This is a genomic window from Vibrio sp. Isolate33, assembly GCF_022397895.1.
Taxonomy (GTDB): Bacteria; Pseudomonadota; Gammaproteobacteria; order Enterobacterales; family Vibrionaceae; genus Vibrio; species Vibrio pomeroyi.
Genome location: NZ_JAKEUP010000013.1, coordinates 21,583 through 37,490, shown reverse-complemented (window position 1 = coordinate 37,490; position 15,908 = coordinate 21,583). Strand labels below are relative to the sequence as shown.

General features: G+C 44.9%; 14 protein-coding genes. 10 read left to right on the top strand and 4 right to left on the bottom strand.

Features of this window, described 5'->3' with window-relative positions:
• Positions 1-77: 77 nt before the first annotated feature.
• Both srmB and L1D37_RS17035 read right to left on the bottom strand, forming a co-directional pair.
• Positions 78-1,343 carry an ATP-dependent RNA helicase SrmB gene (gene srmB / locus L1D37_RS17040; protein ID WP_017630226.1) on the bottom strand — a complete coding sequence of 422 codons (1,266 nt, stop codon included), beginning with the start codon at positions 1,341-1,343 and terminating at the stop codon, positions 78-80.
• A gap of 107 nt (positions 1,344-1,450) precedes the next feature.
• A complete protein-coding gene (locus L1D37_RS17035; protein ID WP_239848560.1) occupies positions 1,451-2,179 on the bottom strand; it encodes a methyltransferase in 729 nt (242 codons plus the stop codon).
• A gap of 314 nt (positions 2,180-2,493) precedes the next feature.
• On the opposite strand from L1D37_RS17035, the gene brnQ reads away from it, so the two are divergent.
• Positions 2,494-3,807, top strand: a complete 1,314-nt coding sequence (brnQ, locus tag L1D37_RS17030) for a branched-chain amino acid transport system II carrier protein (RefSeq protein WP_017630224.1) — start codon at positions 2,494-2,496, stop codon at positions 3,805-3,807.
• A 120-nt stretch (positions 3,808-3,927) separates the two neighbouring features.
• On the opposite strand, the gene fldB is transcribed toward brnQ, so the two are convergent.
• Positions 3,928-4,449, bottom strand: coding sequence for a flavodoxin FldB (fldB, locus tag L1D37_RS17025; protein ID WP_017630223.1), 522 nt, complete (start codon positions 4,447-4,449; stop codon positions 3,928-3,930).
• 150 nt (positions 4,450-4,599) lie between these two features.
• Here fldB and xerD point away from each other — a divergent pair, with 150 nt between their 5' ends.
• The 8 genes from xerD to L1D37_RS16985 all read left to right on the top strand — a co-directional run bounded on the left by xerD (position 4,600) and on the right by L1D37_RS16985 (position 14,038).
• Complete coding sequence (gene xerD / locus L1D37_RS17020) at positions 4,600-5,514, top strand: site-specific tyrosine recombinase XerD (RefSeq protein ID WP_086712433.1); 915 nt, start codon at positions 4,600-4,602, stop codon at positions 5,512-5,514.
• Positions 5,515-5,540: 26 nt separating this feature from the next.
• Positions 5,541-6,320: a thioredoxin fold domain-containing protein gene (locus tag L1D37_RS17015; RefSeq protein WP_239830924.1), complete on the top strand. Its 780-nt coding sequence runs from the start codon at positions 5,541-5,543 to the stop codon at positions 6,318-6,320.
• A gap of 79 nt (positions 6,321-6,399) precedes the next feature.
• Entirely contained in the window at positions 6,400-8,136 is a 1,737-nt protein-coding gene (gene recJ / locus L1D37_RS17010; protein ID WP_239848559.1) for a single-stranded-DNA-specific exonuclease RecJ, read from the top strand.
• A 236-nt stretch (positions 8,137-8,372) separates the two neighbouring features.
• Positions 8,373-9,471 (top strand): peptide chain release factor 2 gene (prfB, locus tag L1D37_RS17005; protein WP_102300662.1). Its coding sequence is split into 2 segments (ribosomal slippage): positions 8,373-8,447 and positions 8,449-9,471, totalling 1,098 coding nucleotides; the frame shifts between segments, so codons are not numbered across the junction.
• An 80-nt stretch (positions 9,472-9,551) separates the two neighbouring features.
• A complete protein-coding gene (gene lysS, locus L1D37_RS17000) occupies positions 9,552-11,069 on the top strand; it encodes a lysine--tRNA ligase (protein ID WP_176681989.1) in 1,518 nt (505 codons plus the stop codon).
• A 275-nt stretch (positions 11,070-11,344) separates the two neighbouring features.
• Positions 11,345-12,685: a cyclic-di-GMP-binding transcriptional regulator VpsR gene (gene vpsR / locus L1D37_RS16995; RefSeq protein ID WP_176681990.1), complete on the top strand. Its 1,341-nt coding sequence runs from the start codon at positions 11,345-11,347 to the stop codon at positions 12,683-12,685.
• Between the two features lie 585 nt (positions 12,686-13,270).
• A complete protein-coding gene (locus tag L1D37_RS16990; RefSeq protein WP_004735015.1) occupies positions 13,271-13,522 on the top strand; it encodes a hypothetical protein in 252 nt (83 codons plus the stop codon).
• Positions 13,523-13,726: 204 nt separating this feature from the next.
• Complete coding sequence (locus L1D37_RS16985) at positions 13,727-14,038, top strand: DUF6482 family protein (protein WP_004735016.1); 312 nt, start codon at positions 13,727-13,729, stop codon at positions 14,036-14,038.
• A gap of 68 nt (positions 14,039-14,106) precedes the next feature.
• Here the strand turns inward: L1D37_RS16985 and mutH are convergent, their stop codons facing one another.
• Complete coding sequence (mutH, locus tag L1D37_RS16980) at positions 14,107-14,772, bottom strand: DNA mismatch repair endonuclease MutH (protein WP_261885264.1); 666 nt, start codon at positions 14,770-14,772, stop codon at positions 14,107-14,109.
• 616 nt (positions 14,773-15,388) lie between these two features.
• Here mutH and rppH point away from each other — a divergent pair.
• Positions 15,389-15,907 (top strand): RNA pyrophosphohydrolase, encoded by a 519-nt coding sequence (gene rppH / locus L1D37_RS16975; RefSeq protein WP_004739545.1) that lies wholly within the window; start codon positions 15,389-15,391, stop codon positions 15,905-15,907.
• Position 15,908 lies beyond the last annotated feature (1 nt).

Here is a 15,908-nt window from a genome sequence, read left to right as displayed (position 1 = left end):
CGTGATACCCACTAGATAGAAAAAGCCCCATGCAGCGAACTGCATGGGGCTTTTTATTGAACCGTGAAAGCGTTAGATTACTTGTTTTTAACCGCTTTCTTTTTCTTAGCGATTTTCTTCTTCTTAGCGATTTTCTGTTTCGCTACCGCTTTCTTATCTTCTTTCTTCGGCTTCTTCTTCTTCGTCACGGCCGCTTTCTTGTGCGTTGGGCGCATGCCTTCGATGAAGCGTTCTTTGATTGGTTCGTCTGTGTAACGAGCCACACGCTCAATCATCAGTTGATCGTGCGCTTCAATGATAGAAACCGCGTTACCTTTCTTACCAGCACGAGCCGTACGGCCGATACGGTGTAGATATACGTCAGCAGTACGAGGCATGTCGTAGTTGATTACGTGGCTTACGTCTGGAAGGTCGATACCACGAGCCGCAACGTCAGTCGCTAGCAATACGTTTACTGAACCGTCACGGAAACGAGCAATTGCGTTGTTACGACGATCTTGAGGCATCTCACCTTGGATCCATGCACATGGGATTTGCGCGCTTTCTAGTTGAGCACGAAGATCACCTAGGCGATCGCGAGTCTTCAAGAACACGATGCTGCGCTCAGCTTGTTCTGTGATGATGTGCTTCAGGATGTTTAGCTTGTGCTCTGCTGTGTCTGCACGGTGGTACCACTGAGTGATCTTCTTACGCTCACGAAGTGATGATTTCGCATCGATCTCCGCAGGGTTTTTCAGTAGATCTTCAGTGAAGCCTTCAACACCTTTACCTTCTAGCGTTGCTGAGAAAAGTAAAGTTTGCTTACGCCAGCGACACTCTGCAGACAGACGGTCAACAACAGGACCAAAGCCCATGTCTAGCATACGGTCTGCTTCGTCTAGGATCAGCCATTCGATAGCACGACAGTCAAAGCGCTCAGCTTCGATGTATTCCATTAGGCGGCCTGGAGTCGCTACAACGATATCTTGTGTTGTGCCAAGGATGTCAGCGTGCTCTTGGTACATCACACCACCTGTGATGGTGAAGATGTTTAGCGCAGTGTATTTCGCAAGCTCACGAGCTTGGTCAGTGATCTGCATTGCCAGTTCACGAGTTGGCGTCAGGATAAGCATACGAGCAGGGCCCGCTTTCTTGCGTGGGAAATCCTGTAGGTACTGCAGTGCTGGCAGTACGAATGATGCTGTTTTACCAGTACCTGTTGGCGCAGAAGCCAAAACGTCTCTTCCATCTAACGCTTGTGGGATTGCTTCAGCTTGTATCTGTGTTGGACGTTCATAGCCCATTTCGTCAATTGCTTTAAGCAGCTCTTGGTTTAGATCGAGTTCTGCAAAGGTTCTGATCACTGTTGTTTCTCCACAAGCAATAAATGTTTCTGCCTCAAAAAGCAGACGATAAAAAAGAGTAGTCGGACATTATAGAAGCATTAGTGATTAGGATCACATGGTATTTGCTACATCTTGAGATAAAAATCTTTAGTAAGTGCAATAAATGCTGCGCTATAACCACCTTGATGATGAATTGTAAGCGATTCACGCTGCAAATCTTGCTCACAAGCAGGATCTTTAGATAACTCAAACAGGATGCGGCTCGCGGGTTTCTTGTCTGTTGTTTTCACATCAAGGCGCTTTGTTAGGTACCAACCACACTGCTGAGCAAGCTTGATGAAACCTTCTCCCTCTGGCGTTGGCAGTATGAAGCTGGCCGTCGCAGAGTCGGTTGTTATCTCAAAGCAGCGCTTCGCAAGATCAAGATGATCCAAACTGTCTGTGTGTCTGGCAGTGGCTCTTTGGCTTTGCTGTGCTTGCTCGCCTGAGTTGAAGTAGGGCGGGTTACAGATGATCGCGTTAAACTTCTGTGGAAAGTTTGCCGATAACACACTGTCGTGATGAAGCGAGACACGATCTTGCCAAGGTGACTGTTCAATATTGATGGTAGCCGCATCAATGGCGTGCTGATCAATATCGATCGCTGAGATAGCGGCATCTTCAAAGCGCTGTGCTGTCATTAAGGCTAACAGCCCTGTCCCTGTTCCTATGTCGAGTACTGATGATTTCGGCGCAAGGCTAACCCACGCACCAAGTAGCACGCCATCGGTGCTGACCGGCATACCGCTCTGTCCACCGTAAATAGAGAATTTCTTAAAATTGAAGCTTTTGGTTTCTACTGTTTTTTCTTTCATGAATGTTCTGAGTATCGAGATATTTTAAGTGATTAGCTCTAATGTTAACCACTTGTATGAGTCAATGTTCTGCTTGGTGATTTATTGTTGTGAATTATGGTTAGTTTATAATTATGGCTATTTTTCCATATCCAGTGGAATCCACTGCTTTTTGTTCATATATGCAAATTTATATGGTGTTTTTTTATGGTGACTTGCAGCTAGCTAAGTGTTTCGTCATTATGCGCGACTATTTTATAGATTGATTGGCAGCCTTGAGCTGTAACATTCATGTAAGCACAACATAAATTCATAAATATAATTAAGGATTATCTGTGAAACAGAGTCTAAAACTAACAGATATAATGGCATTGGGCTTTATGCTTTTTGCGTTTTTCTTGGGTGCGGGTAACATCATCTTCCCACCTCTAGCTGGCCAATTGGCTGGTGACCATTTTCTTCCAGCTATGTCTGGTTTTCTGCTGACTGCCGTTGGTCTGCCGTTAATCACAATCGTAGCCGTTGCTGTCGCTGGTGGCTCTTGGGGTCATCTAACCAAAGATCTTCCTAAGCAAGCTGCTACCATAATGGCTGTGCTGATCTTCATCATTATCGGTCCTGCATTTGCTGCACCACGTACCGGTCTTGTTGCTTATGAGATGGCGGTGAAACCGTTCTTCATCGATGCCTCTCAAGCTCACCTCACTCTTTTTTCGATTGCCTTTTTTGTAGTAGCGATGTTCTTCTCATGGTCGCAAGGTAAGCTTATCGACGTAATTGGCAAGGTTCTGACGCCTGCACTATTCGTTGGTTTAGTTGTATTGGCGATTGCTGTATTCGTTAACCCTCAAGGCGACGTTCTTGCGGCTCACGGTGAGTACATCACTCAACCACTGACCAAAGGTTTCCTTGAAGGCTACAACACCATGGATACTTTTGCTTCTTTGATGTTTGGTATGCTGATTGTTGACGCGATCCGCAGTAAGGGCATTACTGACCGCGCAGCGACGACTAAGTATCTGATCAGCGCAGGTTGTATTGCAGCTGCTGGTCTAGCGTTTGTTTACATCTCTCTGTTCTTCCTGGGCGCAACAAGCGCAACAGTAGCAGCGGGTGCCGACAACGGTGGCGCTATCTTAAGCCTATACGTTCAATCTTTGTTTGGTCCTTCTGGTCAGCTAGTGCTTTCTGTGATCGTATTATTGGCGTGTCTAACCACAGCGATTGGCCTTGTATCAGCATGTTCTGATTACTTCAGCTCACTAACGCCTCTGTCTTACAAGACTTGGGTAATCATTAACGGTGTCGCTTGTGCAACCGTAGCGAACGTTGGCCTTTCTCAGCTGATTTCTCTGTCTGTACCAGTATTGTTTGCACTTTACCCAGTCGCTATCGCTCTAGTAGCACTTACGTTCTTGCGCAGCCGTTTCCCTAATCCAAAAGCGGCTTACCGCGTGGTGGTATTAGTGTCTCTACTGTTTGCTTTAATTGATGGCGCTAAAGTAGCAGGTGTGGATGTATCTGCACTGAAGATGCTGCCACTGTTTGAGATTGGCATGGGTTGGTTACTACCAACAACTGCAGCAATCATCTGTATGTTCTTTGTTGGTAAATCAACAGAGCAAGAGATGGCAGAAGAGACGGTTTAATCTTTCCGTTGAGATTAAATAGTCACTAGACATAGAAAAGGCCTCATTACTTCGCAGTAATGAGGCCTTTTTGTATTCTGTGTGTTCTACATGAACAGCTCTTAGAGAGCGAGTATGTGCTTATAGCTTTTCGCTGTACTCAACCAGAACTTGTTCTACCCAGCTTGCGATACGGTCGTCGCTGAGTTCGTATTGTGAATCTTCATCAAGCGCCAAACCAACGAATTGTGATTGGTCTTCGGTGAGTGCTTTAGACGCTTCGAACTCGTAGCTATCATCGTTTGGCCAGAAGCCAACAAACTCTGCACCAGCGGTTTTCAGTTCGTCATGCAATAGACCCATCGCATCTAAGAACCATTCGCCGTAACCTTCTTGGTCACCCAAACCAAACAGTGCCACAACCTTGCCTTTAACTGGCGTTGTCGCGATGTCGTCCCACAGTTCATTCCAATCTTCTTGGATTTCACCGAAGTCCCACGTTGAGATGCCCAGTAACAAAAGGTCGTAGTCTGCCATCAATGAAAGAGGGGTTTCTTTCACGTTATGGATATCAACTAGGTCTTCACCAATAATGCCGCGAATCTTTTCTGCTGCCATTTCTGTGTAGCAGGTGGTTGAGCCGTAAAATAATCCAATTTTCATAGCAAACGTTCGATTTTAATTTCAGATGGCGAATTCTAACCATAAATCGACTTCGATTGCAGCGATTATCCGCTCAAGTCGTAATTTTTATGGCATTCATATTTGCTCTGGCATACTCTCAAAACAGTTTCCAATATTGTGAGTAACACTATGCAGTCGCCTCAAGGGCAGAGCGCAGACCACGGTCTAGTTGAACAGTTTTTAGATGCTATGTGGATGGAGAGAGGGTTATCTGAGAATACGCTTGTCTCGTATCGTACCGATTTGTCCAAGCTACTTACGTGGATGGAACAGCACAATTACCGCCTCGATTTTATTAGCCTTTCAGGGCTACAAGATTATCAAGGCTGGTTAGCCGACGCTGATTTTAAGCAGACTTCTCGTGCACGCATGTTGTCGGCAATTCGTCGCCTGTTTCAATATTTGCACCGTGAGAAAATCCGAGCGGATGACCCAAGCGCTTTGCTAATAAGCCCTAAGCTTCCTCAACGCTTGCCAAAAGATTTGAGCGAAGAACAAGTGGACGCCTTACTCGATGCACCAGATCCGAACGACCCTATCGAGCTTCGCGATAAAGCCATGCTTGAGTTACTCTATGCCACCGGCTTACGTGTGACGGAACTGGTTAGTTTGACGATGGAAAACATCAGCCTAAGACAAGGCGTGGTGCGTGTTATTGGTAAGGGCGGCAAGGAACGCTTAGTACCAATGGGCGAAAATGCCGTGGATTGGATCGAGACATTTATTGAACAAGGTCGTCCGCAGTTGCTTGGTGAAAACAGTTCAGATGTGGTTTTTCCAAGTAAGCGTGCCAAGCAAATGACCCGTCAGACGTTCTGGTACCGTATTAAGCATTACTCGGTTATCGCAGGTATCGATACTGAATTGTTGTCACCGCACGTATTAAGACACGCTTTTGCGACGCATTTACTGAACTATGGCGCAGATCTCAGGGTCGTACAGATGTTGCTTGGGCATAGTGACTTATCGACAACCCAAATTTATACTCACGTGGCGACTGAAAGGCTGAAGCAAATTCACGCGCAGCATCACCCTCGTGCTTAAATCCATTTATTTTTAAGGTGAACTTAATGAGCGTATTACGCCGTCTTCCTCTATTAGCGCTTCCTTTGATGATTACTGCATGTAACGCATCAGAAGCTAAAGTAGAACAAACATCAACAGCCGCAGAAGTTGCTCCAGCTCAAGCGATTGATACAGCAGCGTTAACGAAGCGTTTTGAAAAAATCGGTATCAAAGTTGATAAGATCGTTCCTTCAGATATCGATGGTCTGTTAGAGATTCAAACCAACAGCGGCATTATCTTCTCTTCTCCAAAAGGTGATCACTTTCTAGCGGGCACACTTTACTCTTTGGATGAGAACGGCAAATTCAGTGATGTATTGGCTGAGCGACAAGCGCCGCTTAATGCTGAAAAAGTAGCAGCACTGTCAGATACAGTTATCGAATATAAAGCGGATAACGAAAAGCACGTTGTGACTGTGTTTACGGATATTACGTGTGGTTACTGTGTTCGTCTGCACAGCCAAATGCAGGGCTATAACGACTTAGGAATTACCGTTCGTTACATGGCTTACCCACGCCAAGGTGCAACGGGTCAAGTTGCAGACCAAATGGCAGCAATTTGGGCTTCTGAAGATCCAAAAGCAGCGATGCACAATGCGAAAGTAGAACGCCAGATGCCTGCATCAGGCAAAGACCTTGCTGAGCAAAAACAGATCATCGCAAAACAATACCAACTAGGCCGTGAGCTTGGTATCAATGGTACGCCAGCTATCGTACTAGAAAGTGGTGAGTTGGTGAGTGGTTATTTACCGCCAGCACAACTGCTTCAACGTTTAGAGCAATAATCTCGTTTTCTGATTGCCAATTTATCCCCCATGTTTTTGATTTAAGGAGTGGCCTGATTGATATCGGGCCCATTTTTATATGATAGAGATCCAACGCCGTCCTGAGGTCGACATTTCAGTTTTACCTGCTCACTTACCTGACTTGTTAAAGCGCATCTATGTGAGTCGTGGTATCGACAGTGCTGACCAACTTGAGACTGCTGCGAAAGGCTTGCACTCTTATCAGAAACTGGGCGGCATCGATGCTGCGGTTGAATTGTTGTTCAACGCGATTCAGCATCAAAAACGCATCATCATTGTTGGTGACTTTGATGCCGATGGCGCGACCAGTTCAGCGTTGTCAGTGCTTGCTCTGCGTATGTTGGGCAGTTCTAACGTCGATTATCTGGTACCAAATCGTTTTGAAGATGGCTATGGCTTGAGCCCCGAGGTTGTCGAACAGGCCATCGAGCTTGGCGCCGAAGTGATCATGACGGTTGATAACGGTGTCTCTTCGATTGAAGGTGTCCGTTTTGCCAAAGAGAAAGGGCTAGAAGTTCTGGTTACCGACCATCACTTACCGGGCAATGAACTGCCAATGGTTGATGCGATGGTGAACCCGAACCTTGAAAGCTGTGCTTTTCCTTCTAAAGCTCTAGCGGGTGTGGGTGTTGCGTTCTACCTGATGATGGCGCTATGTGTTCACATGCGTAAGCTGAATTGGTTTGCAAAGCGTGGCATGACTGAGCCTAAGCTGATGGAGCTGATTGACCTTGTGGCGCTAGGCACCGTAGCCGATGTGGTGCCACTCGATGAGAATAACCGCATCTTGGTACATCAAGGATTGCAACGCATTCGCGCGGGTAAAGCTCGCCCGGGTATTCAAGCCTTGATTGAAATTGCCAAGCGAGATGCTAAACGATTAGTCGCTTCTGATTTTGGTTTTGCGTTGGGCCCTCGTATTAACGCTGCTGGCCGATTGGATGACATGTCCTTCGGTGTTGAACTGCTGATGAGCAACAACATCCACGCAGCGCGTCGAATGGCGAGTGAGTTGGATGGCTTGAATCAGACTCGTAAAGAGATTGAAGAGGGCATGAAGCAAGAAGCGATGGCTTTCTGTGAGCGTCTTGAGTTTGGTAAAGACGACCTGCCTTCTGGTTTGGCTTTGTTCCAGCGTGATTGGCACCAAGGCGTAATTGGTATCTTGGCTTCGCGTATCAAAGACAAATATCACCGTCCTGTGATTGCATTCGCCGATGGTGGCGAAGGGACGATCAAAGGTTCGTGTCGTTCGATTCCGGGCCTACACATGCGTGACGCATTGGATCGCATTGATACCCAAAACCCAGGTTTGATTCTTAAATTTGGCGGCCACGCGATGGCGGCGGGTTTAAGCATCATGGAAAAAGACTTCGAACGTTTCAGTAAGCTGTTCAATGATGTGGTGAAAAAAGAACTGGGAGAAACGGCACTTAAAGGCATTATCTTGTCTGATGGTGAGTTGCTGCCTGAAGAGTTTTCAATGCACACCGCTGAAACGTTGCGTGCAGGTGGCCCGTGGGGACAAGCTTTCCCTGAGCCAATCTTCGACGGTGAATTTAAAGTGCTGCACCAAAAGCTGGTGGGTGAAAAGCACCTTAAGTTGATGCTCGAGCCGTTATACAAAGGTCACCCAACCAATGTGATGATTGATGGTATTGCCTTTAACGTGGATTTGCGTCGCTGGCCTGATGCGTCAGTGAAAACGGTTCACCTTGCATTTAAGCTCGATATCAACGAGTTTCGTGGCAACCAATCGTTGCAGTTGATGATTGATCACATCGAAGCTAAATAGCCAAATCTCGGCTAATTAATGTTAAACATTTAGCGCTAAATTCAACAAGCTCTGTACATAATACAGGGCTTGTTTTCCTTCCTGTGATTGCCTGAATGGCATGATTTTCCCAGCCTTCAAAATTATATTCCTCTAAGTGATTGAATCTTGTTTCGAACCCTAAAAATTTCTGTATCTCCGTCACACTTTTGAGTACAATTCTCCGGTTAAATTCTACTCATAAATGATGAGCTAAAATGTTTGAAATCAATCCTATAAAAAACCGTCTGCAGGATGTGTCTGAGCGCACAAATATCCTGAGGGGGTATCTTTGACTATGACGCTAAGCAAGAGCGTCTAGAAGAAGTAAACGCAGAATTAGAACAACCAGATGTATGGAACGAACCTGAGCGTGCTCAAGCGCTAGGTAAAGAACGTTCTGCATTGGAAGCGGTAGTAGAAACGATCGACCAACTTGACCAAGGTGTTGAGGATGTTGATGGCCTATTAGAGCTTGCGGTTGAAGAAGAAGACCAAGAAACGTTTGACGAAATTGAACCAGAACTGGCTGAGCTAGAAGCTAAGCTAGAGAAGCTGGAATTCCGTCGTATGTTCTCTGGTGATCACGATGCATCAGATTGCTACATCGATCTGCAGTCAGGCTCGGGCGGTACAGAAGCTCAAGACTGGACTTCAATGATGTTGCGCATGTACTTACGTTGGGCAGACTCGAAAGGCTTCAAAACTGAAGTTATCGAAGTGTCTGATGGTGATGTTGCTGGCCTTAAAGGCGCAACGGTACGTATTTCTGGTGAGTACGCTTACGGTTGGTTACGCACAGAGACAGGTGTTCACCGTCTAGTTCGTAAGTCGCCATTTGACTCAAGTGGTCGTCGTCATACTTCGTTTGCATCTGCGTTTATCTATCCTGAGATTGATGACAACATTACGATCGACATTAATCCTTCTGATCTACGTATTGACGTATACCGTGCCTCTGGCGCTGGTGGTCAGCACGTTAACACCACGGAATCGGCGGTACGTATTACTCACGTCCCAACCAACACAGTGGTTCAATGTCAGAATGACCGTTCGCAGCATAAGAACAAAGATCAAGCGATGAAGCAGCTACGTGCTAAGCTTTTTGAACTTGAGATTCAAAAACAAAATGCTGAAAAACAGGCGAGCGAAGAAACGAAATCAGACATCGGTTGGGGCAGTCAGATCCGCTCTTACGTACTGGATGATTCTCGTATCAAAGATTTACGCACCGGCATCGAAAACCGTAATACTCAAGCGGTTCTTGACGGTGACTTAGACAAATTTATTGAAGCTAGCCTGAAATCAGGTCTGTAAGCTAACCAAGTATATTTGTAAAAATGCCTATATTTGCAAAGATATAGCGGTCCAAATTATAAAAGCAGGGTACATCTCTAATGACTGATGCTGTTCAAAACGAAAACGTACAAGAAGAAAACAAATTAATTGCTGAGCGTCGTAGCAAGCTGGATCACATCCGCCAAAACTGCAAAGCAAATGGTCACCCAAATGATTTCCGTCGTGAGCACCTAGCTGGCGATCTTCAAGCGGAATTCGGTGAGAAGACTAAGGAAGAGCTAGAAGAGCTTAACCACATCGTTGCGATCGCTGGTCGTGTTATGGCGAAGCGTGGTCCATTCCTTGCGATTCAAGAAACTTCTGGTCGTATCCAAGCATACGCAGCGAAAGACGTACAAAAAGTACTGAAAGAGAAGTACCAAGGCCTAGATATCGGTGACATCATCGGTGTTAAAGGTGCGCTTCACAAATCAGGTAAGGGCGACCTTTACGTGAACATGGAAGAATTTGAACTGCTGACTAAAGCACTTCGTCCTCTACCAGAGAAGTTCCACGGTCTAACTGACCAAGAGATGCGTTACCGTCAGCGTTACGTTGACCTAATCGTGAACGAAGATTCTCGCAATGCATTCATCGTGCGTTCTAAGCTTGTATCTTCAATCCGTAACTTCATGAGCGCTAAAGGCTACCTAGAAGTTGAAACGCCAATGATGCACGTGATCCCTGGTGGTGCGACTGCACGTCCATTCATCACTCACCACAATGCACTAGACATCGACATGTACCTACGTGTTGCACCTGAGCTTTACCTTAAGCGTCTAGTTGTGGGTGGTTTTGACCGTGTATTCGAGATCAACCGTAACTTCCGTAACGAAGGTCTGTCTCCACGTCACAACCCAGAATTCACAATGATGGAATTCTATCAAGCGTACTCTGACTACAAAGACCTTATGGATCTGACTGAAGAGATGCTAAGCACGGCAGCAATGGACGTTCTTGGTTCTACTTCTATGCCTTACGGTGACGAAACTGTTGAGTTCGGCGGCACTTACGCTCGTATGAGCATGTTCGATGCAATCAAACACTACAACCCTGAGCACGCTGAGATTCAAGCGCTAACAGAAGCAGACCTACAAGACCGTGAGAAGATGGTAGCTATCGCTAAATCTGTACACGTAGACGTAGAAACGTTCTGGACATGTGGTCAGCTTCTTGAAGAGATCTTTGGTGAAACGGCTGAGCCTCAGCTAATTCAACCAACGTTCATCACTGGCTACCCAGCGGACATCTCTCCTCTGGCTCGTCGTAGCGATGACAACCCGTTCTTTACAGACCGTTTTGAGTTCTTCATCGGTGGCCGTGAAGTAGCGAACGGCTTCTCTGAGCTTAACGATGCACAAGACCAAGACGAGCGTTTTAAAGCGCAAGTTAACGCGAAAGACGCGGGTGATGACGAAGCGATGTACTACGATGCAGACTACATTACTGCACTAGAACACGGCCTACCGCCAACAGCGGGTCAAGGTATCGGTATTGACCGTCTAGCTATGCTATTTACAAACACGCACACAATCCGTGACGTGATCTTGTTCCCGGCAATGCGTCCACAAGCGTAATTTTCGCTTAAGGGTCGTAGCAGCCAGCCCATAAAATTAAAAAGCCACCTTCGGGTGGCTTTTTCTGTTTTTATCCTTCAAAACCTAACCTGTACCGCACTCTTGATTCGAAAAATCATTATTTCTGACATAGTCTTACTATTGAGACAAAAAATCTAAGATAGTCTCACTACTATACGTCTCTGCGCTGAATACGATCTCGTGGCATTTTGTCGAACGATGAAGCAGTGACTTGTATTAGCCTGATTTAAATAAAAATAGAATAAGGAAGAAGGATGGGAACTCAATTTAAGATGGATTCCTTACCAGGTTCTCTTATCGTCGTTGGTGGTGCGTACGAACCCTGGTTATCTGTATTAGAACAAGTGGGTTGGCAATGCACCCAATGTGCAGATTTGCGAAAAGCCGATGCCTTGATTGCAGACATTGGTCCATGCATTGGCATTGTGGATCTTAGCCATGATGAGTTCAGCCTCAACGGTATTGCTAACCTCGTGAGCAATAACAAACAGGTGAGATGGCTCGCCTTCATTCGTGAATCACAATTAAGCTCTGATACGATCTGCCAGTTTATCGTTAACTTCTGTATCGACTTTTTCACGGCGCCAATTCCAGATGCTCAGCTATTGAGTACCATTGGTCACCAGTTGGGTATGCTTAAGCTTGAGCAGAAAGTATGGCCAAACTACGGCATTAACAACAATATGGGCCTACTGGGCGACTCTGTGGCTGTAAAGCGCTTGAGAGACCAAGTGAAGCGTATTGGGCCGACTGACGTCAGTATCCTAATTTACGGCGAGAGTGGGGCAGGCAAAGAGACGATTGCACGTTCAATTCATCAAAACTCTTCGCGAGCACAGAAACCATTTCTCACGGTGAATTGCCGCGCCTTGTCTGAAATGAGAATAGAAGCTGAAGTGTTTGGTATCTCAGCATCAGCGCAGCAAGCGACAGCACCATGTATGTTGGAAGAAGCCGATGGCGGAACCATCCTACTTAATGATGTGTTGGCGATGCCACGCAATCAACAATTGAACCTGCTACGCTTTTTGCAGGAAGGAAAAATTGAAACAGCGAACGGACCAAAATCTGTCGATGTACGTATTCTTGCTGCGAACTCTTCTGATATCGAAAAAGCACTGATTGAAGGTGACTTTAATGAAGAGCTTTATCACTACATTAATGTTCTGCGTATTCATGTTCCGAGCCTGAAAGAGCGTGTGAGTGATATTTCGGTATTGGCGAATCATTTCCTACGTGAGTACTCGAAAGAGTTTAATGCTCAGGCTAAGAGCTTTTCAGACGATGCAATTCGTTCGATGAATCGCTACCACTGGCCAGGCAACGTCCGTGAGCTGATGAATCAGATTAAGCGTGTTGTTCTGATGTCGGATGCGGTGATCATCGAAGATCACCAACTTGACTTACCAAAACAGAATGATGAACGACGCAGCTTAAAAAGCATACGTGAACGTTCAGAGCGCGATGCATTGCTGATTGTATTGGAGTCTTACGGTGGACAGGTTTCGTTGGCAGCTAAGGAGCTTGGCGTATCACGAGCCACCATGTACCGTTTGCTGAATAAACACAGCCTTATTTCTGAGGGTGTTGTGTAGAGCTTTCTGCTAAGTCATTTAATCTGTTAGTGTAAATTTAAGAGCCACGCATCATGCGTGGCTTTTTTGTTGTTCATCGCTGTGTCTATGTTCGAATAATCGAGAGATGAACTCTCAGTCACTAAGAGAGATATGCTGTGATTTTATATAATCATAGTGAATATCTTATATGTAAATGAATATGCAACTGATATTTTAGGTGAATGCATTGTTTTGAAAATGTTAACCAATTATCGGTTGAATAATATACTCACTTGGTTAGACTTTAACCGTGAAAGCAGCGATTTAACAAATACTTGTCTGCTTTTACTACCCATTTCTTTTTGGATTTTTTAGTTAGCTTGGAGGCGCAAATGAAACATTTCGATTTTATACAGCATATTTGCGCTTCGTTTGATCCGTGTTCTGACATGGTGACTGTTATGTCACAAACCTCAGCCATGGCCGATCGAAACACCCAAGATAAACCTAACTAATAGATCCGTACCCTTATTTGGCTGCGGAAAAATAGCAGCTAAGTGAGAAGTCCTCATACTATCTAACACGCTATTTTTCCTCAGTTTATTCAACAACTGGAGAGTTATTATGCGTCACTCAGTATATTTAAAATTAGCCACAGTCCTTATCCGTGCAGACCTTCGTCGTGAAGAGCGTGAATGGCAACGAAAAGTTCGTCGCAGTTCATATGATCTACCATGGAACAATACTCACTTATTAAGAGATATTGGTCTTGAAGCAGATGGTCGACCTATTGGTTTTTCTGAACCTGAAGTCGTTACTATTGAACGTCGAGTACGTCACCTTCGTCGTGTCTTAAGTGCGCGAATACCGACGTAATCTGCGGGGTTGATAGCACCTTTCAACCCCTTAGATAAGTCACAGGGATAGTTATGGCGTCAAAAGTGTGAGCTTTTGAACTAGAACTGACCAAAAAAGAGAAGCTCTTGCTTCTCTTTTTTGGTTTTTTAATCGAGAAAAATCAACACGCCCTAGTAAAGAAATAGAGTTCTACTAAGCTTTAGAGAGCAAGGGAGGCCGGCTATGCAAAAGCATCAATTAGACATGTGGTTACATGGAGAGCACAAAGACTCTTATCAAACACCCAAAGTGTACGTTATTGGTTGTTCTGATATCTCAGAGTATCTATTGGCGGTGGAGTACAAACACAAGCTAGAACCGGTCAAGCAAGACGGCGAGCCGCTTCACTTTGGATCCTTGGATCAAGTGAAAGAGGAGTTACTCCGGCTCGGCTTTGAAAAGGCCTACCTTCGCTTGCACAACGCGTATGACGAGTTCGGCAATGAACCAAGCCAAAGCTACTGCGATATTGAACTGGCGCTCAAACCTCATTAGAAATCGTTTCTTATTACCGACGGTTTATAACACATTGATGATTCGATCTTTGAAGTGCGTTAAGCGACCTATGCGTAGTGTGTCGTCAGCAATTTGTGGGTGAATTGAGTTCTTAGGTAAAAACCACGCGGTTTAGTCTTGATGGGTTTTCCACTTGCACCATAAGCTTCCGTTAACACTCGGCTGTTGGCGGCTTTTGGTCGTAGATGCAACGCTTCACCGTGCCTTGCTGTTATTTGTTCAACATTGCCTAACACGATTAATTCCATCAGTTCTTCCCAATCCCTTTTTAGAAGCTCGTTTTCAGCTTCGCTTGGTGTCCATAACAAAGGGGATCCTACATGCCTTTCTGCCAATGGGATCTCTCTTTCTCCCTCAACAGGGATCCACAATACTTTGGATAGCTTGTTACGAACGTGACTGGTTTCCCAGGTAATGCCTTGCACGCCCATTAATGGAGCTACACAAACAAACGTGGTTTCGAGCGGCTTTCCAGAGTAGCCAATCGGAATGCTTTTGAGCTCAATACCTAGCTTCGCAAAATCTTGTTCTGGCTTACTGCCAGCAGGTGCGCCTAAGTGCCATTCCAAAAGCTGTCCAACCCAGCCTTTATCACGCTTGAGGTCGTTTGGCATGTCCATTTCGGCTTCGTCAGCGAGCTCTTTGAAAGTCATTCCGGCAATCGCGTAGGCTCTGTCTAACAGCTCTTGTTGTGTTTGTGGTTCTGGTTTCATAATAAAAGGCATGATCAAAAAAATGATTTTATCAGAAGTTATCACCATATGACGACTGGTTAAGAAATGATCTCATTGCGACTAAAGGGATCAAAGTCAGGGTTATCCACAGGACATGAACGTAATTAATTGAAACATTAATTTAGTGGATAAATAAACAGGGGTTTATGGTGGATAAAATGCTTGCCAAACAGGGGTTAAAATGAATCTTTCGATTAGCAGTGTGGATAAACACCGGAGTGGTTGATCTTTAACCACGTTCTAATTTTAAAAGATCTTTTTCATTTCTCATGTTTTTTAAAATGAGTTTTTTATTTTAATCATTTGATTTTAAATGAATTTAAATTAAATCTATAGATTTGTTGTTTTGGGTGTTGATGAATCTATGGATTAAAAAAAACGATTGCGGGTAATTCTTCACATAGTTATTCACAGAAAAGGTGAATAAATGTGGTCTATGTCTCACTATTGTGTGGGTAACTAAATTTTGAACAAAACTTATCCATATTCTTAGTTAATATTCATAAATATAGCGCTTATCACGTCACTAAGTTTGCTCCGATTGGGGATATGTGGAAAAATCAGTGTAATTAAAAATTTAGATAGAGGTTGGCCAGTGATAGATGGCGATGGTTACCGATTAAATGTTGGTATTGTAATCTGTAACAACCATGGTCAGGTCTTCTGGGCTAAACGATACGGACAACATTCATGGCAATTTCCTCAAGGGGGAATAGATGAAGGTGAGACTCCGGAACAGGCAATGTACCGAGAGTTGTATGAAGAGGTTGGCCTTACTAAAAAGGATGTAAAGATCGTCGCGACAAGTCGTCATTGGTTACGCTATAAGCTACCCAAACGACTGGTTCGATGGGATTCGAAACCTGTCTGTATTGGACAAAAACAGAAGTGGTTCCTTTTGCGCTTAGATTGCGATGAATCGCGTATCAATATGCAGCGTGGAAGTACACCTGAGTTTGATGGTTGGCGTTGGGTGAGTTACTGGTACCCAGTTCGACAAGTTGTTTCTTTCAAGCGAGATGTTTACCGTCGAGCGATGAAAGAATTCGCATCTTTAGCAATGCCGTTTAAAGAGCGAAAAACAAAAGGAAAACGCAAATTGCGTAGAGGTTAAG

What these genes read in the sequence shown, in the direction of transcription:
- L1D37_RS17035 (WP_239848560.1), bottom strand. Translation starts at nt 2,179, where the DNA reads ATGAAAGAAAAAACAGTAGAAACCAAAAGCTTCAATTTTAAGAAATTC.
- fldB (WP_017630223.1), bottom strand. Translation starts at nt 4,449, where the DNA reads ATGAAAATTGGATTATTTTACGGCTCAACCACCTGCTACACAGAAATG.
- xerD (WP_086712433.1), top strand. Translation starts at nt 4,600, where the DNA reads ATGCAGTCGCCTCAAGGGCAGAGCGCAGACCACGGTCTAGTTGAACAG.
- L1D37_RS17015 (WP_239830924.1), top strand. Translation starts at nt 5,541, where the DNA reads ATGAGCGTATTACGCCGTCTTCCTCTATTAGCGCTTCCTTTGATGATT.
- recJ (WP_239848559.1), top strand. Translation starts at nt 6,400, where the DNA reads ATGATAGAGATCCAACGCCGTCCTGAGGTCGACATTTCAGTTTTACCT.
- lysS (WP_176681989.1), top strand. Translation starts at nt 9,552, where the DNA reads ATGACTGATGCTGTTCAAAACGAAAACGTACAAGAAGAAAACAAATTA.
- vpsR (WP_176681990.1), top strand. Translation starts at nt 11,345, where the DNA reads ATGGGAACTCAATTTAAGATGGATTCCTTACCAGGTTCTCTTATCGTC.
- L1D37_RS16990 (WP_004735015.1), top strand. Translation starts at nt 13,271, where the DNA reads ATGCGTCACTCAGTATATTTAAAATTAGCCACAGTCCTTATCCGTGCA.
- L1D37_RS16985 (WP_004735016.1), top strand. Translation starts at nt 13,727, where the DNA reads ATGCAAAAGCATCAATTAGACATGTGGTTACATGGAGAGCACAAAGAC.
- mutH (WP_261885264.1), bottom strand. Translation starts at nt 14,772, where the DNA reads ATGAAACCAGAACCACAAACACAACAAGAGCTGTTAGACAGAGCCTAC.